Annotated in this window: 16 protein-coding genes; 6 read left to right on the top strand and 10 right to left on the bottom strand. The window is 63.7% G+C overall.

Annotated features, from left to right (window positions below):
- Positions 1 to 22 precede the first annotated feature (22 nt).
- A complete protein-coding gene (locus JN279_RS28290; protein WP_096456197.1) occupies positions 23 to 901 on the bottom strand; it encodes a branched-chain amino acid aminotransferase in 879 nt (292 codons plus the stop codon).
- 155 nt (positions 902 to 1,056) lie between these two features.
- Here JN279_RS28290 and JN279_RS28295 point away from each other — a divergent pair, with 155 nt between their 5' ends.
- Positions 1,057 to 1,719 carry a haloacid dehalogenase type II gene (locus JN279_RS28295; protein WP_096456195.1) on the top strand — a complete coding sequence of 221 codons (663 nt, stop codon included), beginning with the start codon at positions 1,057 to 1,059 and terminating at the stop codon, positions 1,717 to 1,719.
- Between the two features lie 168 nt (positions 1,720 to 1,887).
- Positions 1,888 to 2,718, top strand: a complete 831-nt coding sequence (locus JN279_RS28300) for a L,D-transpeptidase (protein ID WP_096456193.1) — start codon at positions 1,888 to 1,890, stop codon at positions 2,716 to 2,718.
- 67 nt (positions 2,719 to 2,785) lie between these two features.
- Here the strand turns inward: JN279_RS28300 and JN279_RS28305 are convergent, their stop codons facing one another.
- From JN279_RS28305 to JN279_RS28335, 7 genes are all read right to left on the bottom strand, one after another.
- Positions 2,786 to 3,598 carry a 3-methyl-2-oxobutanoate hydroxymethyltransferase gene (locus tag JN279_RS28305; RefSeq protein ID WP_096456191.1) on the bottom strand — a complete coding sequence of 271 codons (813 nt, stop codon included), beginning with the start codon at positions 3,596 to 3,598 and terminating at the stop codon, positions 2,786 to 2,788.
- Positions 3,599 to 3,608: 10 nt separating this feature from the next.
- Positions 3,609 to 4,391: a hydroxypyruvate isomerase family protein gene (locus JN279_RS28310; RefSeq protein ID WP_202350807.1), complete on the bottom strand. Its 783-nt coding sequence runs from the start codon at positions 4,389 to 4,391 to the stop codon at positions 3,609 to 3,611.
- Position 4,392: 1 nt separating this feature from the next.
- Positions 4,393 to 4,704: a MocE family 2Fe-2S type ferredoxin gene (locus JN279_RS28315; protein ID WP_096456187.1), complete on the bottom strand. Its 312-nt coding sequence runs from the start codon at positions 4,702 to 4,704 to the stop codon at positions 4,393 to 4,395.
- Between the two features lie 110 nt (positions 4,705 to 4,814).
- Entirely contained in the window at positions 4,815 to 5,639 is an 825-nt protein-coding gene (locus tag JN279_RS28320) for an ATP-binding cassette domain-containing protein (protein WP_096456185.1), read from the bottom strand.
- On the bottom strand, positions 5,639 to 6,640 hold the full coding sequence (locus JN279_RS28325) for an ABC transporter permease (protein WP_096459019.1): 1,002 nt from the start codon (positions 6,638 to 6,640) through the stop codon (positions 5,639 to 5,641). The genes JN279_RS28320 and JN279_RS28325 overlap by 1 nt, the downstream gene beginning before the upstream one ends.
- Positions 6,641 to 6,899: 259 nt before the next feature.
- A complete protein-coding gene (locus tag JN279_RS28330) occupies positions 6,900 to 7,880 on the bottom strand; it encodes a sugar ABC transporter substrate-binding protein (RefSeq protein WP_096456183.1) in 981 nt (326 codons plus the stop codon).
- Between the two features lie 100 nt (positions 7,881 to 7,980).
- Positions 7,981 to 8,988 carry a sterol desaturase family protein gene (locus JN279_RS28335; RefSeq protein WP_096456181.1) on the bottom strand — a complete coding sequence of 336 codons (1,008 nt, stop codon included), beginning with the start codon at positions 8,986 to 8,988 and terminating at the stop codon, positions 7,981 to 7,983.
- A gap of 281 nt (positions 8,989 to 9,269) precedes the next feature.
- Between JN279_RS28335 and JN279_RS28340 the strand changes: the two genes are divergently transcribed.
- A complete protein-coding gene (locus tag JN279_RS28340) occupies positions 9,270 to 10,307 on the top strand; it encodes a LacI family DNA-binding transcriptional regulator (RefSeq protein WP_096456179.1) in 1,038 nt (345 codons plus the stop codon).
- A 33-nt stretch (positions 10,308 to 10,340) separates the two neighbouring features.
- On the opposite strand, the gene JN279_RS28345 is transcribed toward JN279_RS28340, so the two are convergent.
- Complete coding sequence (locus JN279_RS28345) at positions 10,341 to 11,888, bottom strand: helicase HerA-like C-terminal domain-containing protein (protein ID WP_202350808.1); 1,548 nt, start codon at positions 11,886 to 11,888, stop codon at positions 10,341 to 10,343.
- Between the two features lie 307 nt (positions 11,889 to 12,195).
- Between JN279_RS28345 and JN279_RS28350 the strand changes: the two genes are divergently transcribed.
- Both JN279_RS28350 and scpA read left to right on the top strand, forming a co-directional pair.
- A complete protein-coding gene (locus JN279_RS28350) occupies positions 12,196 to 13,638 on the top strand; it encodes a methylmalonyl-CoA mutase subunit beta (protein WP_202350809.1) in 1,443 nt (480 codons plus the stop codon).
- Positions 13,635 to 15,758 carry a methylmalonyl-CoA mutase gene (gene scpA / locus JN279_RS28355; protein ID WP_202350810.1) on the top strand — a complete coding sequence of 708 codons (2,124 nt, stop codon included), beginning with the start codon at positions 13,635 to 13,637 and terminating at the stop codon, positions 15,756 to 15,758. The genes JN279_RS28350 and scpA overlap by 4 nt, the downstream gene beginning before the upstream one ends.
- Before the next feature lie 11 nt (positions 15,759 to 15,769).
- On the opposite strand, the gene greA is transcribed toward scpA, so the two are convergent.
- A complete protein-coding gene (greA, locus tag JN279_RS28360; protein ID WP_096456172.1) occupies positions 15,770 to 16,243 on the bottom strand; it encodes a transcription elongation factor GreA in 474 nt (157 codons plus the stop codon).
- 120 nt (positions 16,244 to 16,363) lie between these two features.
- Between greA and JN279_RS28365 the strand changes: the two genes are divergently transcribed.
- A complete protein-coding gene (locus JN279_RS28365; protein ID WP_202350811.1) occupies positions 16,364 to 17,740 on the top strand; it encodes a TIGR03808 family TAT-translocated repetitive protein in 1,377 nt (458 codons plus the stop codon).
- Positions 17,741 to 17,745 lie beyond the last annotated feature (5 nt).

The raw sequence follows: 17,745 nt of genomic DNA on the forward strand, positions 1-17,745 counted from the left end.
ACAAAAAGGCCGGGCCGGCGCGTCAGCCAGCCGACGTCGAATGCGCCCAGTCCCAATAGAGCTCGCGCGCCTTCTTGGCCACCGGCCCGGGTTGCAAATTGCGATCCTCGATGCGCGTGATCGGCACCACCTTGGAATGGTTGCCGGTCGAAAAGATTTCGTCCGCCTCGAGGAAATCGCGAACGGACAGCGTCTTTTCCGTCGTCTTGAAGCCGTACTCCCCGAGCAGCGTCATCGTGCGCGAGCGGGTGATGCCGGACAGGAAGGTGCCGTTCGGCGCCGGCGTCAGCACGTGGCCGTCCTTGACCAGGAAGATGTTGGAGCTTCCGGTCTCGGCGACGTTGCCGAGCATGTCCAGCACCAGCGCATTGTCAAAGCCGCGCATCTTGGCTTCGAGAATCGCGCGGCCGTTGTTGGGATAAAGGCATCCGGCCTTGGCGTTGGTCGGCATGGTTTCGATTGTCGGGCGCCGGAACGGCGACACCGTCACCGAAAACCCGGTCGGCGAGATCATCGGCGATTCATAGAGGCAGAGGCAGAAACGCGTCGAGGCGGGATCGGCCGGCACGCCCATATAGCCGCCATGCTCGGCCCAGTACATCGGCCTGATATAGACCGCCGTCTTGCCGTCGAATTTCTTCAATCCATCCCAGGTCAGCCCGACGATCTGTTCGGGCGACATGTTCGGCTTGAGGCCAAGCGCGATCGCCGAGGCGTTCACCCGCCTGGCATGAAGGTCGAGGTCGGGCGCCACGCCCTCGAACCAGCGCGCGCCGTCGAACACGCTGGTGCCGAGCCACATGGCGTGGCTGCGCGGCCCCAGAATGGCGACGTTGCCCTCGTACCAGTCACCATCGACGAAGGTCCATGTCGCGGATTGCGCCGCTGCCGCCAGTGTCATTGCGTTATCCCGTTCCGATCAATCTTGTGTGACAACATTGGATGACGCTTTGGCGGCTGCCGTCAACGGGCATAGGGGAGTTTTGTTGAGGCCAGCGGCGGGCGCGATGCAATCAAGGCTTGCACCTTGGCCCGCCTCGCCTCAAAACTGTTGCCATGCAATACGCCGCCTATGTTTTCGACGCCTACGGCACGCTGTTCGACGTGCATGCCGCCGTGCGCCGCCATGCCGACCAGATCGGACCCGACGGCCAGTTGCTGTCCGAAATCTGGCGTGCCAAGCAGCTCGAATATTCCTGGGTGCGCACACTGATGGGCGCCTATGCCGACTTCTGGCAACTGACAGAACAGGCGCTCGACTTCGCCTTGCGCAAGGTCCCTTCGGCAGATCCCGGTCTCAGATCAAAATTGCTGGAAGCCTATTGGCGACTGGATTGCTACCCGGAAGTGCCGGCCGTGTTGAAGGCGCTCAAGGCTTCGGGAGCCAGGCTGGCGATCCTTTCCAACGGTTCTCCCGAAATGCTGGAAGCGGCGGTCAAATCGGCCGCGCTCGACCAGGTTCTGGACGACATCTATTCCGTCGATGCGGTACGCCGCTTCAAGACCGATCCAGCGGTCTACGACATGGTCGCCACCGGCTGGCGGCTCTATCCCGGTGCGGTGTCCTTCCAGTCCTCCAATCGCTGGGACATTGCGGGCGCCACCAAATTCGGCTTTCGCACGGTGTGGATCAACCGCTCCAACCAGCCCGAGGAATATCGGGACTTCCCACCGGCCCTGATCCTGCCGACCCTCGAAGCATTGGTGTCCGGCAGCTAGGCCTGTGGCCCTGGCGCCACAGTGGCGGCGCAGTCACAGCTTCGCCTTTGTTTGTCCACGTTCGGGCCAGAATCGGAACCGCCTATCGCCCCAGGTGTTGTCAGGCACCTGCAACGGCGATCGGCGTATTGACGCTTTGTTGCGATTTGAGTCTTAAAGAAGGCAGTCATGTCCATAACCGAAATCGAATCCTATCGCCTGAGCCGTCGCGGCTTCCTCAACGCCGCAGCATTGGGCGCCGCCTCGATCGCGGTTTCCGCATGCGCCACCACCGGGCCGGGCCCGGTAGAGCCACCGCCGCCAACCTATGTCGAGCCGCCGCTTGCCGATTATGCGTCGATGTACGCGGCCGTCAGCGATGGCGGCTTCGACCTGCCGGCCATCCCCGTCGACAGGATCGATCCGCAGTTCCTGCGCCAGATCGTTCCCGACCCGACCGGGCAGAAGCCGGGAACCATTGTCGTCGATACGACAGGCCATTTCCTCTATCTGGTTCGTCCAGGCGGTCAGGCGATCCGCTATGGCGTCGGCCTCGGCCGCGCCGGCTTCGAATGGTCGGGCGACGCTGTCGTCCAGTGGAAGCAGAAATGGCCGAAATGGACGCCGCCGGATGAAATGGTCGCCCGGCAGCCGGAATTGAAGCAGTACAGCGCCGACAATGGCGGCATGCCCGGCGGGCTGAAAAACCCGCTCGGCGCCCGAGCGCTCTACCTCTTCCAGGGCAATGTGGACACGCTTTACCGCCTGCACGGCTCGCCGGAATGGAAGTCGATCGGCAAGTCGGTCTCATCCGGCTGCGTGCGCCTGATGAACCAGGACATCATCGATCTCTACGACCGCGTGCCGTCGAAGACTCCTGTCATCGTGACCAGCGATGCCAGCCAACCGCAGGTGGCGGCAGCGACGGCGAACCACAAGGCCATCCCGATCGACGCCGGCGTGCCCGACGGATCGGTGCTGCTCGGGCCGGTCAAAGCGGTCACGAACGCGATCTTCTGATCCGATTGAAGGAGCGGCGGACAGCCGTCGCTCCTGCCACGCCTGTCGGCGCCCAAAACGATTTCAGTCAGAGGCCAAGCGGAGCCTTGAAAGCCGCGAGTTCTTCGTCGGCGATCGAGACGAGGTGCTGCGGCTCGGGATAGGCGCCGGTCTTCACGTCGGAGATGAACTCGCGATAGGCGGCGATGCGCTCGCGCTGCAGCCGCTCATATTCGGCGGCGAAGTTGCGATAGGTCTTGGCGTGGCGCGGTCTGTGGCCTGCGGTGTGGCCGAGCACATCCTCGCTGAACAGGTACTGCGCGTCGGCATGCGGTCCGGCGCCCATGCCAAGCATGATCATCGGCGTGCTCCGGGTGATCAGTTCGGCAATCCGGTCCGGCACCACTTCCAGCTCGGCGCCGAAGCAGCCGATGGTTTCGAGACGCTTGACGTGGTCCCACACAGCACGCGCGCTCTCGGCCGTCCTGCCGACGGCCTTGAAGCCGCCGGTCCAGGTGCATTGCGAGGGGATCAGGCCGACATGGGCGACGACCGGCACGGCGTTGTCACAGAGCGTCTTCTGGATGTCGAGCGAGGCGGCACAGTAGAAGCAGTCGCCGCCGATGCGCATGAAGTGGTAGGCGGTTTTCAGATAGTCCTCCGCCGTGACCAGATTGCCCGCGGGACCGTAGGGAAGCCCGACCTGCACGAAGCAGCGGCCGGCCGCCTCACGCATCTCGGGCGAGAAGAAGCGGCCCTCGATCGAAAGCATGTCGATGCCGGCGGCGTCGGCTGCCGCAGCCTCTTCGAGCGAGGTGACGTACAGCATGGAAATCTTCTGGCCGCGGCCCTTCATGGCGCGGATGTCGGCAACGGTGGGCCGGCTGTTCTTGGTGACCATTCTTTTTCCCTCAGACAGTGAAAGCTTCGCGAAAGGCCTGCAGGGCCGCTTCGGGGTCACCGGAGGCGAATGCCTCCATGCCCACCGGCCCGCGATAGCCCATGTCCTTCAGCGCATGGGCAATGCCCCGGTAATTGATCTCGCCGGTGCCGGGCTCCATGCGTCCGGGCACGTCGGCCACCTGAACCTCGCCGATCCATGGCAGGCAGGCGCGGCACAGCTCGATCAGATTCCCTTCGCCGATCTGCGCATGGTAGAGATCGAGATTGAGGCGCAGGCCAGGCCGGTCGACATCAGAGACCAGCGCCAGCGTATCCTGCGCGCGCCCGAATGGTACGCCGGGATGGTCGACCGGCAGGTTCAGATTCTCCAGCGTAAAGGTCACGCCTTCCGCCTCGGCGAGGTCGGCGATGCGGTTCAGCGTGTCGCGCGCCTTGAGCCACATGGCGCCGGTGACGGTCTCGCAGGGCGTGACAGGCAGGCCGCCATCGCCAAGCCCGGTGCCGTGCAGATTGAGCCGGGCGACGCCGAGGCGCTTGCCGACCGCCGCCGTCTCCTTCGCCGTCTTCAAAAGTTCGGTGGCACCCTCGTCATCGGCCAGCCGGCCACGCAAATAACCGTTCATGATCGAGAAGGTCGCGCCGGATTTCTCCAGCATTGCGAGATCGTGCTCGGGCCAGTTCCAGAGGCCGACCTGGAAACCCATTTCGGTGAGGCGCTTGACGCGCCATTCCATCGGCCGGTCGCGCCAGAGCATTTCGACGCAAGCCGCAAGGGTGAAAGTATCGGACATGTCAGACCTCGATGTACACGCGGCCGTCCTCGACCTTGGTGGTGTAGGTTTTCAGGTTCACGCAGACCGGTGCGCGCAGCGCCTCGCCAGTCCGGTAATCGAACACACCGCTGTGTTTCGGGCATTCGATCCTGTGTTCCATAACCAGCCCTTCGCTCAGATGCACCTTCTCATGCGTGCACAGCCCGTCGGTGCAGAAGAACGCGTCGTCGGGACTGCGGTAGATGGCGAATGTCCGGCCCTCGTGATCGAAGCGGATGACGTCCTCTTCGTCGATGTCATCGGTCGCGCACGCATCAATCCACTTTGCCATTGTCACTCTGCCGTCTGTTCTTTGGTTGGTTGAAAAAGGGCGGCCGGCGGGATTTCCGCCGACCGCACAGGAAGATGCCCGGGAGGAGGAGAGATGGGCGTCTTCGCTGGTCATGCATGGCTCGCGCCCTGCGGTGCATGCCCGTCATCGGTGGCGGAGAAGCTCTCGATCTCGGCTTCGAGCTCGGCCATCTGCTCGCCGCCGGCCATCAGGTCGGTGATCGCCTCGCGGCTTTTCTCGCCCTTGCGGAAATCGGCGGCCTTGGCGCCTCTGATGAGCACGGCAAAATGGTCGCCGACGGTCAGCGCATGGACGACATTGTGGGTGATGAAGATCACCGCGATGCCCTTGCGGCGCGCCTGGAGCACAATGCGCAGCACATGCGCCGCCTCCTTGACGCCAAGCGCCGCCGTCGGCTCGTCGAGGATTAGCACGCTGGCGCCGAAATGCACGGCGCGTGCGATCGCCAGCGCCTGGCGTTCGCCACCCGACAGTCCGCCGACGAGGCGATCGCCGTCGTCGATGCGGGTGATGCCGAGCTGGCGCATCTCGGTGACGGCGATCTCATTGGCCCGCTTGCGGTCGTAGATGATGAGCGGCCCCCAGCGCCGCGTCGGCTCGGCGCCGACGAAGAAGGAGCGGCCTATGCTCATCAGCGGGAACGTGCCGCCGAACTGGTGAACGGTCGCGATGCCATGGTCGCTGGCATCACGGGGGCTGTCGAAGGCGACCGATTTACCGTCCATTTCCATCGTGCCCGATGTCGGCCTGTGGACGCCGGAGAGGATCTTGATCAGCGTCGACTTGCCGGCGCCATTGTCGCCGAGCAGGCACAGCACCTCGCCTCGGTTGACCTCGAGCGAGATGTCGTGGAGCACGTCGATCGGGCCGAACGACTTGTTGATTGCGGTTAGTTTGAGCAGGGGCGTGGTCATCAGCGTGCCCTCGGTTTGGCACGTGGTGCGTAGGTCAGCGCCACGGTGCGGAAGGTGTTGTTCATCAGCACGGCGGCGAGCAGCAGGACGCCGATGATCAGGCTCGCCCAGTTGGCGTCGAAGCCGGTGTAGAAAATGCCCTGGTTGACGATGGCGAAAGTCAGCGTGCCCAAGACGATGCCGACCACCGAACCATAGCCGCCGGTAAGCAGCACGCCGCCGATGACCACCGCGATGATCGAGTTGAAGATGAAGGACTGCCCGGCGGCCACCTGGGCGCTGTTGTAGAGGATCGCCTGCGACATGCCGACGAAGGAGGCGCAAAGGCCGCTGCTCATGAACAGCGCTATGGTCACCCGGTCGGTCGGGATGCCGGCGTTGCGGGCACTGACGGCGTCACCGCCCATGGCCAGGATCCAGTTGCCGAAACGCGAGAAGTTCAGGATGAAGCCGACGATCAGGATGGCTGCGATCCACCAGAACAGTGTCACCTCGAACTTGCCGCCGAGATAGTCGCCGAACAGGAGCTTGGCGGTGGGGCCGCTCTTCAGCGCGACGCTGGTGCTGCCGGACAGGATGACCGAGAGGCCGAGCGTCAGTCCGGCCAGTGCGAACAGCGTGGCCAGCGTAACGACGAAGGACGGCACCTTGGTGCGGATCACCAGCACGCCGTTGATGAAGCCGACGCCGAGCCCCAGGCCAAGTGCTGCAAGGATGCCGACGATGATCGGCAGGCCGTAATGGCCCGACAGGATGGCAATGGTCATCGAGCTGGCGGGAACCATCGAGCCGACGGAGAGATCGAGATGCCCGGCGATCATCAGCAGCCCGATGGGAAGCGCGATGATACCGAGTTCCGAAGCAACGTTGAGCCAGCTCGCGGCACCCCCGGCCGACATGAAATTGGCGCCGCCGAAGATCGAGAAGAAGACCAGAACGACGATCATGCCGATCAGCGAGCCGACCTCGGGCCGGCGTACGAGGCTGCCGATCGAGGGCATCGAAGAGCGCTGGGAGGGCGGCGCGGTGGCAGCCATGGCGGGTTGGTGATGGGCTTGGGATGTCATCGAAATGTCCCTGGCATTGTGGCTTGAGATAAGGCTCCCCCTTCTCCCCTTGTGGGCGAAGGTGTCGCCACAGGCGACGGATGAGGGGTGTTCCAGCTTGGCAATGACGGCGCTCCGTCACGCACCCCTCAACCGTCTCGGCGCTGCGCGCCAATCCACCTTCTCCCACAAGGGGAGAAGGGGAGGCTCAGCGCTAGCGGGCGCCGGCAGTCGCACCGGCCATTGTCGCGTCGACATTGGCGGCGTCGACGATCCCCGGTCCGGTCAGCACTGGTCTGGTCGGCAGGTCGAGCCCGTAATTGACAAAGCCATTCAGCAGCGACACCGCGAGATAGCCCTGCAGATAGGGCTGCTGGTCGACAGCGAACATCTGCGTGCCGGCCTTGATGCGCTGCAGGCCGGTCTCGTCCATGTCGAAGGAAGCGAGCTTGACCTTGTCGCCGGCATTGGCCTGGCTGATGGCGTTGGCGGCGCTGTTGGCGTCGCCGGCGCTGATGGTGATGACACCGTCGATGCTGTTGTCCTTCAGCACGGCGGCCTTGATCGCCTCGGCGACCGCGGTCGGGTTGCCGAAGCTGGATGAGGGCAGCGGCAACTGGCTGGATTTGCCACCGCTCTTGGCGATGGCATCGGCAATGCCCTTGCAGCGGTCTTCTGTGTTGGTGGCGCCCGGCAAAGTGTTGACGCACAGAACGTTCTTGGCGCCGTGGCTGCCGTAATAGCTGCCGCCACCGAGGCCGGCGGCGTATTCTTCGTTGCCGACATAGTTCATGGCACCAAGGCGCTTGGCCGCGTCCATCCCCCCGGAATTGTAGATGATGAGCGGCACGCCGGCCGCAACGACTTCCTTGAAGGCCTCGTCCATGGCCTCCGGCACCCAGTCGGGGCCGACAATGGCGCTCGGCTTCTGGCTGAGCGCTGTGCGGATCAGCTTGGCCGCATCCGGACCGAGATTGTCGTAGTTCTGCGGACCGAGCCAGGTCACCGAGCCGCCGGTCAACTCTGCAACCTTGCCGGCATCGTCGGCGCCCTTCTTGACCTTCGACCAGAACGGATCGTCCGCCTTGCCGCCGATGACGAAGATTTTCGCCCCGTCAGCCATTGCCGACGTGGCCGATGTCGCCGCCACGCCCGCAAGCATGATCGCCGTCAGCAGTTTCGTGATCGTTTTCATTTCATTCCTCCCGGTTGCCGTCGTCAGACGGGTTAGAAAAACAGTGGCTCGCTCCATCGCGCCTCTCTCCCGATTGCGCGCGTTGCGAATGCGGCGTTGCTCACGCCCTGGCGTTCATGCGTTCCTTCTTTTTCTGGAAGCGGGCGTCCATCATGGCTTCGCCCTCCCGGGTGCCGTCGTGCCAGGTGCCGAACCATCGATCGAGCGGGATCAGCCCGTCGCCGCCATAGTTCACCTCGAAATATTTGTGGTGCAGGTAATGCGTGTAGGCGTGGCTGTTGACGGCCATGTCCTCGGTCACCTCGAGCTTGTCGAAGCCGAGATGGCCATTGACGGCGCCGAAGCCGGCGACATGCAGCTGGAACAGCGCGACGATCGGATTGGACGGGATGACGAGGTGCCAGAAGGCGACCGCGTGGTAGAGGAACCCCTCCACCGGATGCATCGACAGCGACGACCAGGGCGACGGGTTGATCGAATTGTGATGGACCGAATGGATCCAGCGATAGAGCGGACCCCAGTGGATCAGCCGGTGGATGAAGAAGAAATGCACCTCGTGGATGGCCGGCGCGACCAGCACCAGTGCCGCGAGGTAGACCGGATGATCCGTCCAACCGACCCACGGCACGTAGCCATTGGCAAAGCACCAGAGGAAGACGACTTCGACCAGCGTCCACAACGGGATGGTGATGAAGAACGAGCGCAGGAAATTGTCGAGGTTCTGGCTCTGGAACCAGAACACGTCGGAGGGCGCATCGGCGGGGAATTTGTGGTTGTATTTGAACCGCGTCGCCTGGGCGCGCTTGATGTAGTAGCGCAGCTCGAAGATGCCGTAGAAGACGAGGATCGCCGCGGCGTTGACGGCATAGAGCCATAGCGCCCAACCCCAGCCGATGGCCTTCATCGTCTCGACGCTCGGGACGACATAGAACCAGTAGAGCAGAGCGGTGGCCATGTGGAAGGCATTCCACGGCCAGATATAGCCGGGCAGCCACGCCAGTATCTTCGGCAGTTTGGGCGGCCAGTTCCATAAGGGCGCCCCCTCGACGCGTCCGTTCGGCTTCCAGTCGCCGCGCTTGTCGCGCACGCCATATTTGAGATCGTCCATGCAATTCCTCCACCCGCAATGCCGCACCCGCAACGCCTTGGGATGGGCCACACGCGCACGCTGCCTCACACCGCCTGTGAGCGGTGGGCGAAAAACCGTCTGCGCTGCTGCTATCCTTGGGCTGGCGGTGCGTCCGCCTTGCTCGCTTTTGACGAGATAAACATCTTGATCCAAAATGAAGCAAGAATAGAATGTTTGTTCCAATTGGATTGTGTCATTTATATCAATCTGGCACGATAAATGATATTTTAGTATCAATTGCACCAAGCGGATGAAACGAAATGGATCAGAACAAGCGGCCAACGATCAAGGATGTAGCTGCCGAGGCGAATGTTTCGGTGGCCACCGTCAACCGCGTGCTAAGCGGCTCGGGCGCCGTCCGCCAGGGCATGCGCGAGCGCGTCCGGCTGGCGGCGGAGCAAATCGGCTTCTACGGCATGGGCGCGCTGCGCAGCCGCGTGGCGGCCGCCCGGCAGCGCTACCGGTTCGGTTTCCTGCTGCACCAGCCTGGCCGCGCCTTCTACCGCAACATGGCCGAGGCGCTGCGCCTGGCAACCGAAACGATACCCGATTGCGAGATAGAGCTGCGCACGGAGTTTCTGGACGATCTGTCACCGCAGAACGTCGCCTCGCGCATGCTGGCGCTCGGCGCCGAATGCGATGCCGTCGGCGTCGTTGCAGCGGTGCATCCTCTCGTCACCCAGGCGGTGGACACATTGCATGCCCGCAACGTGCCGGTGTTTGCGCTGATCTCGCAGATTTCGGCGACCGGACATGTGCGCTACATCGGACTGGACAATTGGAAGGTCGGGCGCACGGCGGCCTGGGTGTTCGAGCATGTCTGCAAGGCGCCCGGCAAGCTCGGCATCCTTGTCGGCAACCACCGCTACCGCTGCCAGGAGATGAACGAGAGTGGCTTTCGCTCCTATTTTCGCGAGCACGCCCCTGGCTTCACCCTGCTCGAGCCGCTGCTGACCTTCGAATCGAGCGCCATCGCGCAGGAAATGACCGAAAAGCTTCTGAACGAAAATCCCGATCTGTCCGGGCTTTATGTCGCCGGCGGCGGCATCACCGGCGCTATTGCCGCCCTGCGCTCCACCGGCAGGGCCGGAAGCCTCGTCGTTGTCGGCTATGAACTGATGGAGTCGACCCGCCCGGCGCTGCTCGACGGCACGCTGACCTTCATCATCTCACACCCCCTCGCCCGCATCGCGCAAGAGACCTTGGCTGGCATGATTCGCGCTGTCTCAGCGCCGAACGAAGGCGGGAGTTTTACAAACATCCTGCCCTTCGAGATCTACACCCGCGAAAACATCTAGGGGGCAGCGCCCGACACGCTGTCGGCCTGGGGCTCAACGCCCCCGCGACAGGCTTCCTAAAATCCCGCGCACGATGGCGCGTCCGACCGACGAGCCGACCGAGCGCACCACCGACTTGATCGCGGCTTCGGCCACCGTCTGGCGATTGGACGGGCGTGGCGCCGGCGCGCGCCGGCCGCCGGACTGCGGCGCGGGATCATCATTGCCGAAGCCCGGAATCGTCCAGCGCGAACCGCCAGTGCCGGCCTGCTGCGCCTGCGCTTCGGCGTCCTGTGCCTCCTTGGCCTTCTTCTGCAGGATCTCGAAGGCCGATTCACGGTCGATGACCTGATCGTACTGGCCGGCGACCGGGCTCTCCGCGATCAGTTTTTGCCGCTCGGCGGGGGTTATCGGCCCGAGCCGCGACGACGGCGGACGGATCAAGGTGCGTTGAACCATGGACGGAATGCCCTTGTCCTCTAGTGTCGAGACCAGTGCCTCTCCGGTGGCGAGCTGGGTGATGGTGGTGGCGCAGTCGAAATCGGGATTCGGCCGGAACGTGTCGGCCGCCGTCCTAACCGCCTGCTGCTCGCGCGGTGTATAGGCGCGCAGCGCGTGCTGAACACGGTTGCCGAGCTGGGCCAGCACCTTTTCCGGGATATCCAGCGGGTTCTGCGTGACGAAATAGACGCCGACGCCCTTCGAGCGGATCAGGCGGACCACCTGTTCGACACGGTCGATCAGCACTTTCGGCGCCTCGTCAAAAAGCAGATGCGCCTCGTCGAAGAAGAACACCAGCTTCGGCTGGTCGGGATCGCCGACCTCGGGCAGTTCCTCGAACAGCTCCGACATCAGCCAGAGCAGGAAGGTCGCGTAGAGCCGCGGGTTCATCATCAGCTTGTCGGCGGCCAGCACGCTGACGGCGCCCCGGCCGTCACGCGTGGTGCGCATGATGTCGGAGATGCGCAGGGCCGGCTCGCCGAAGAAGTTGGCCGCGCCCTGCTGCTCCAGCACCAGCAGCGTGCGCTGAATGGCACCCACCGATGGCTTGGTGACATTGCCGTAGCGGGCGCTGATCTCTTCGGCGCGCTCGGCGATGTTGGCCAGCAGCGCCTGCAGGTCCTTGAGATCGAGAAGCAGCAGGCCCTCTTCATCGGCAATGCGGAAGGCAATGTTCATGATGCCTTCCTGCGCGTCGGTCAGGTTCATCAGCCGCGACAGGAGCAGCGGCCCCATTTCCGAAATGGTCGCGCGGATCGGGTGGCCCTGCTCGCCGAACAGGTCCCAGAAGATGACCGGGAATTCCTGGAAGTCGTAGGGGTCGAGCTTGACCTGCGCGGCCCGCTTGACCAGGAAATCCTGCGCCGTGCCCATCATCGCGATGCCCGACAGATCGCCCTTGATATCGGCGCAGAACACCGGCACGCCGGCATTTGAAAACCCTTCGGCCAGAATCTGCAAGGAGACGGTCTTCCCGGTGCCGGTGGCTCCGGTCACCAGACCATGCCGATTCCCGTACTGCAGCAGCAATTCCTCGGGGCGCTGATAGCTGTCGTCGGGCTTGCGGCTGGCGCCGATGAAAATACTGGTGTCGTCAGCCATATCCAGGGTCTCCGCAAATTGATGTGTCAAAAGCCAGCCTTTGCCCGAAGGTATAGTGAGGCTGTCGCACAGCGACAATGACAATTGTCCAAACTGGGGCCTATCGTCCAAAGCGGGCCAATCGCTCAAATCGGATTTTGGAACTTGCGGATTTCGCTGGTGTTTGGCAATCGTTCATGGTTCGTCCACGCAAGCCGACCTATATCCAATGGATCGCATTCGGACCCCGGACGTGCATTGCGATAACCGACCGGGGACCGTAGACTGAACCGCCCGGCTGGTGCGGCCACATGAATGAGGAAGATGGATGGGCGCCGGAGCCTTGACTAGGGATGCTGAACCTGTGAACGCGGAGCGCCAGCGATGGCTGGCCCTGGCGGAAAAGGCGCTGGCCGGCGCATCCTTTGAGGAAAAGCTGGTTTCGCACACCGACGACGCCATCCGCATCGAGCCGCTCTACGACCGTTCTACCGGGGCCGAGCCGATCGTGCGCGCGAATCCCCGATCGCCCTGGATCGTCAGCCAGCGCGTCGACGATCCCGATGTCGATCGCGCCAAGGCGCAGGTCCTGGATGATATCGCACAGGGCGCGACGGGACTGTCGCTCGTCTTCGAAGGCGCCCCGAACGCATTCGGCTACGGCCTGCCGAGAACCGCGCAGGCGCTGGAGACGGTGCTGGAGGGCGTGCCCCTCAACCGGGTCCAGATCCGCATCGACACCCATCCGTGGAGCCGCCCCATGGCCGACTGGCTGGTGGCGTTCCTGAGCAAGCGCCGCTCCGATCCGGCAAAACTCAACCTGTCCTTCGGCATCGACCCGGCGGCGATCCTTGCCGGCACCGGCCGGCTGCGCATGTCCATCGAGGCGCTGCAGGAATCGATGCCGCAATCGCTGGCGCATTTCTTCTCGATGGGCGTTCCCGGCGTGCTTCTGGAGGCGGACGGTCGCGTCTTCCACAATGCCGGCGCCACGGAGGCGCAGGAACTCGGCATCATGCTGGCTTCGGCGGTCTCCTATCTCAGAATGTTCGAGAAGGCGCGGCAGCCACTCGTCTATGCCGCGCCCCATATCGGCTTCGCGCTCAGCGTCGACCAGGACCAGTTCCTCTCCATGGCCAAGGTCCGGGCGTTGCGCAGGCTGTGGGCACGGGTGCAGGAGGCCTGCTCTATCCCCAATTCCACGGCCAACATCCATGCCGAGACTTCCTTTCGCATGATGACGGCACTCGACCCGGAGACCAACATCCTGCGCACGACGATCGGCTGTTTCGCCGCGGCGGCGGGGGGAGCCGATTCGATCTCCATCCTGCCGCACACGATCGCGCACGGCCTGCCAGCGCCTTTTGCCCGCCGCGTCGCACGCAACGCGCAGCTGATCATCGCCAATGAAAGCCATGTCGATCATGTCGCCGATCCCGCCTATGGGTCCGGTGCGGTCGAAGCGCTTACAGCGGACCTTTGCGAAGCCGCCTGGGCGGAACTGCAGACGATCGAGGCCGAAGGAGGCGTATTGTCCAGCCTTCGGGACGGGCATATCCAAAAGCGCGTTCGCGCGGCCGCCGCTCGTCGCGACGCCGCCTTCAAGTCCGGTGAGCGAGCGATCATCGGCACAACGCTCTATCCGCAGAAGACCGAGCGTCCGGTCGAGACGCTGGACGCACAGCAGCGGCCTGCCTTCACCGAAGGCGTCGTGCTGTGCGAACCTCTCCCTCCTGTTCGCATCGACCAATCCATCGGGGCCGCCTCTTGATTCCGGATTTCAGTCAGGTCGGTTGGGCGCCGCCGCGCCGCGCGCCGGTCGAGGTCAAGGGCCAGCGGGTGACGCCAGAAGGCCTTGTCGTCAAGCATCTCTACAATCAGGGCGATCTCAAGGGTCTGCCGCATCTCGACACCTATCCGGGCCTGCCACCTTTCGTGCGTGGCCCCTACCCGACCATGTATGTCCAGCAGCTCTGGACGATCCGGCAATATGCCGGTTTCTCGACGGCCGAGGAGTCCAACGCGTTTTACCGGCGCAATCTTACCGCCGGCCAGAAAGGCCTGTCGGTCGCCTTCGATCTCGCCACGCATCGCGGCTATGACAGCGACCATCCGCGCGTTGCCGGCGATGTCGGCATGGCGGGCGTCGCCATCGATTCGATCCTCGACATGCGGCAGTTGTTCGACGGCATTCCGCTCGGTGACATGACGGTGTCGATGACGATGAACGGCGCGGTGCTGCCGATCATGGCGCTCTATATCGTCGCGGCGGAAGAACAGGGCGTGGCGCAGAAGGATCTGGCCGGGACCATTCAGAACGACATTCTGAAGGAGTTCATGGTCCGCAACACCTACATCTATCCACCAAAGCCCTCGATGCGGATCGTTTCGGACATCTTCTCTTACACGTCGAAGAACATGCCGAAATTCAATTCGATCTCGATCTCCGGCTACCACATGCAGGAAGCCGGTGCGACGGCCGATCTGGAACTCGCCTATACGATCGCCGACGGCGTCGAATATGCCCGCGCCGGTGTCGCGGCGGGGCTCGATATCGACCGTTTCGCGCCACGCCTGTCGTTCTTCTGGGCGATCGGCATGAACTTCTTCATGGAAGTGGCCAAGCTCAGGGCGGCGCGCCTGCTGTGGGCGACGCTGATGAAGAAGAATTTTGCGCCGAAGGACGAGCGCTCGCTGTCGCTGCGCACCCATTGCCAGACGTCCGGCTGGTCGCTGACGGCGCAGGACCCGTACAACAACATTATCCGCACCATGATCGAGGCGATGGCCGCGACGCAGGGGCATACCCAGTCGCTGCACACCAACTCCTTCGACGAGGCGATGGCGCTGCCAACCGACCATTCGGCGCGCATCGCCCGCAACACGCAGCTCATCCTGCAAAAGGAATCCGGCACCACACGCATCATCGACCCGTGGGGCGGCTCGGCCTATCTCGAACGGCTGACGCACGACCTGGCGGCGCGCGCGCTGAGCCATATCGAGGAAGTCGAGGCTCTCGGTGGCATGGCCGCCGCGACCGAACAAGGCATTCCGAAGCTGCGCATCGAGGAAGCGGCGGCGCGCACGCAGGCGCGCATCGATTCCGGCGAGCAGATGCTGGTCGGCGTCAATGCGCATCGCCCCGAGAACGACATCGAGGTCGACGTGCTGAAGATCGACAATGCCGAGGTCAGGGCCCGGCAATTGTCGAAGCTGCAGCGGCTGAAGGGCACGCGCGATGTCGCTGCCGTGGAAAGCGCGCTCGATGCGCTGACCCGCGCCGCACAGGGCAATGAGAACCTGCTGGAATTCGCCATACGCGCCGCGCGCGCCAAAGCCACGGTCGGCGAGATCTCGTTTGCGCTCGAAAGAGCCTTTGGCCGCCACGTCGCGACGGTGCAGACCATTTCCGGCGTCTATCGCAAGGCGCTTGGCGACAGTCCCTTGGTCGACGGGCTGCAGGACAAGCTCGCAGCTTTCGAGAAGAAGAACGGCAGCAAACCGCGCATCCTCGTTGCCAAGATGGGACAGGATGGCCACGACCGCGGCCAGAAGGTGATCGCCACGGCCTTCGCCGATCTCGGCTTCGACGTCACTGTCGGCGCGATGTTCCAGACACCGGAAGAGATCGCGAAACTGGCGGTCCAGCATGACGTCCATATCATCGGCGCCTCATCGCTGGCGGCAGGACACCTGACGCTGATCCCCGAATTGCGCGACGCGCTGAAAAAGCTCGGCCGAGGCGACATGCTGATCGTCGCCGGCGGTGTTATCCCACCGCAGGACTACGACGCGGTGCTGCAAGCCGGCGCGGCGGAAATTTTTCCGCCAGGGACTGTTATTCCGGAGGCGGCGGACCGGCTGATGGATCGGCTGCTGGCGGCCAACTAGGCTATGTGGCTCTAACTGTCCGACAGCTTGACGATTTCCCATTCCTTGCCGTTGACCGTGACGACCTCGCCGATCTTCTTGCCGAACAGAGCGACCGCCATTGGCGAGACGTGGGAAATCGTGCCCTTGGCTGGATCGGCCTCGTCCTCGCCGACGATCTTCCAGTGCACCTTCTTGCCGTCATCGCCTTCCAGCGTGACGCCCATGCCGAAGCGGACGACGTCGCTGTCGGGCTCCGGCACGGACAGTTCGGCGTTTTCGCGTCGGGCCGTCCAGTAGCGCAGGTCGCGCGACACGACCGCGATGCGCTCGCGGTCGGCTTTCCGTTCGGCTTTCGCCAGGATGTCGCGTAGATCGGTCAGATTGTCCTCGATCTGCGCCAGACCGCGCTCCGTCACCAGGTTGCGGTGTGTGCTGATCGGCCGCTCGCCGACGCCGGCGATGGCATTTTCGCTGTCTTCTTCGCGGGTAAAAGCTCTGCTCATCCCCTGAACTTATGCGCAGCGTGGCTGCTCGACAAGCCATTGCCGATGTCTTGCGAAAAGGAACACAACATCTGGCACGATTCCTGCGACATCGGAGGTGAACTCTAGGAATCTGTGCCGATGTTGAACAGACGAACGCTGCTGACCGGAACCGCCGGCTTTGCCGTGATGGGCCTCGCGCTTGGCAAGGCGGCGGCAGCCAGCCTGGCTGGTATCGAAAAGGCCTCGATGCGCGGCTCGATCAACGCCACCGAACTTGGCGTGCAGCCCGGCACGTTCGATGACCAGAGCAAGGCCTTTGCCAAGCTGCTGCGTGACTCGAACGACCGCGATATACCGGTGTTCCTGCCGGCGGGTACCTATGTGGTGTCCAACCTCTCGCTGCCCAGCCGCGTGCGCCTTTCCGGCGTACCGGGCGCCACGCGGATCGTCTATGGCGGCGATGGCCACCTCTTCATGGCCGAACAGGCCGACCATGTCGAACTCAGCGGGCTGGTCTTCGACGGTTCGAACCGCTCGATGGGCGACTATGCGCAAGGGCTGCTCGACCTGCGCCGGGTCGGCCATCTCGTCGTCGACAATTGCCAGATAACCGGCAGCGGCAAGAACGGGCTGGCGCTGGAACATGCGGCAGGCCGCATCGAACGCTCCGACATATCGGGCGCGGCCGACGCCGGCATCTATTCGGTCGAAGCAGCCGGGCTGGCGATATCGGGCAACACGGTTTCCGACTGTGCCAATGGCGGCATTCTGGTGCATCGCTGGCAGGCGGCCGAAGACGGCACAATGGTCACCGGCAACCGTGTCGAACGCATCGGCGCGCGCAGCGGCGGAACCGGTCAGAACGGCAATGGCATCAATGCCTTCCGCGCCGGCAACGTCATCATTTCGGGCAATGTCGTCTCGGATTGCGCTTTCTCGGCGATCCGCGCCAACAGTTCCAGCAATCTGCAGATTTCCGGCAATACCTGTTCGCGCTCGGGCGAGACCGCGGTCTATTCCGAATTCTCGTTCGAGGGCGCCGTCATCAGCAACAACATCGTCGACGGCGCAGCCAACGGCATCTCGATCGTCAACTTCAACGAAGGCGGCCGCATGGGTGTCTGCTCCGGCAACATCGTGCGCAATCTGTCGACCAGCGGCCCCTACACCGCCGATCCGCCCGGCTTCGGCGTCGGCATCGCCGTCGAGGCCGACACCATCGCTTCCAACAACGTCATCGAGAGCGCGCCGCTCTACGGCATGTCGATCGGCTGGGGGCCGTATCTGCGCAATGTCGTGGCCACGGGCAACATCATCCGCAAGGCCGGCACCGGCATCGTCGTCAGCGTGGTCGAGGGTGCGGGCACGGCCGTCATCTCCGACAACGTCATCGACGGCGCGTTGAACGGAGCGGTCATCGGACAGCGCTGGGCCGAGCCGGTGACGGCAGACCTCACCCAGCTAAGCAATAGCGGCTTTGCCCATCTGACTGTCGAGCGCAACCGCGTCAGTTGAGAGCG

It is taken from the genome of Mesorhizobium sp. 113-1-2, from assembly GCF_016756475.1.
Lineage (GTDB): Bacteria > Pseudomonadota > Alphaproteobacteria > Rhizobiales > Rhizobiaceae > Mesorhizobium > Mesorhizobium loti_C.

Bases quoted from the DNA above. Each gene is read 5' to 3' on its own strand.
- JN279_RS28335 (WP_096456181.1), bottom strand. From the start codon at position 8,988: ATGGACGATCTCAAATATGGCGTGCGCGACAAGCGCGGCGACTGGAAG.
- JN279_RS28340 (WP_096456179.1), top strand. From the start codon at position 9,270: ATGGATCAGAACAAGCGGCCAACGATCAAGGATGTAGCTGCCGAGGCG.
- JN279_RS28320 (WP_096456185.1), bottom strand. From the start codon at position 5,639: ATGACCACGCCCCTGCTCAAACTAACCGCAATCAACAAGTCGTTCGGC.
- JN279_RS28295 (WP_096456195.1), top strand. From the start codon at position 1,057: ATGCAATACGCCGCCTATGTTTTCGACGCCTACGGCACGCTGTTCGAC.
- JN279_RS28345 (WP_202350808.1), bottom strand. From the start codon at position 11,888: ATGGCTGACGACACCAGTATTTTCATCGGCGCCAGCCGCAAGCCCGAC.
- JN279_RS28315 (WP_096456187.1), bottom strand. From the start codon at position 4,704: ATGGCAAAGTGGATTGATGCGTGCGCGACCGATGACATCGACGAAGAG.
- JN279_RS28310 (WP_202350807.1), bottom strand. From the start codon at position 4,391: ATGTCCGATACTTTCACCCTTGCGGCTTGCGTCGAAATGCTCTGGCGC.
- JN279_RS28300 (WP_096456193.1), top strand. From the start codon at position 1,888: ATGTCCATAACCGAAATCGAATCCTATCGCCTGAGCCGTCGCGGCTTC.
- JN279_RS28290 (WP_096456197.1), bottom strand. From the start codon at position 901: ATGACACTGGCGGCAGCGGCGCAATCCGCGACATGGACCTTCGTCGAT.
- JN279_RS28330 (WP_096456183.1), bottom strand. From the start codon at position 7,880: ATGAAAACGATCACGAAACTGCTGACGGCGATCATGCTTGCGGGCGTG.
- greA (WP_096456172.1), bottom strand. From the start codon at position 16,243: ATGAGCAGAGCTTTTACCCGCGAAGAAGACAGCGAAAATGCCATCGCC.
- JN279_RS28365 (WP_202350811.1), top strand. From the start codon at position 16,364: ATGTTGAACAGACGAACGCTGCTGACCGGAACCGCCGGCTTTGCCGTG.
- JN279_RS28305 (WP_096456191.1), bottom strand. From the start codon at position 3,598: ATGGTCACCAAGAACAGCCGGCCCACCGTTGCCGACATCCGCGCCATG.
- JN279_RS28325 (WP_096459019.1), bottom strand. From the start codon at position 6,640: ATGCCCTCGATCGGCAGCCTCGTACGCCGGCCCGAGGTCGGCTCGCTG.
- JN279_RS28350 (WP_202350809.1), top strand. From the start codon at position 12,196: ATGGGCGCCGGAGCCTTGACTAGGGATGCTGAACCTGTGAACGCGGAG.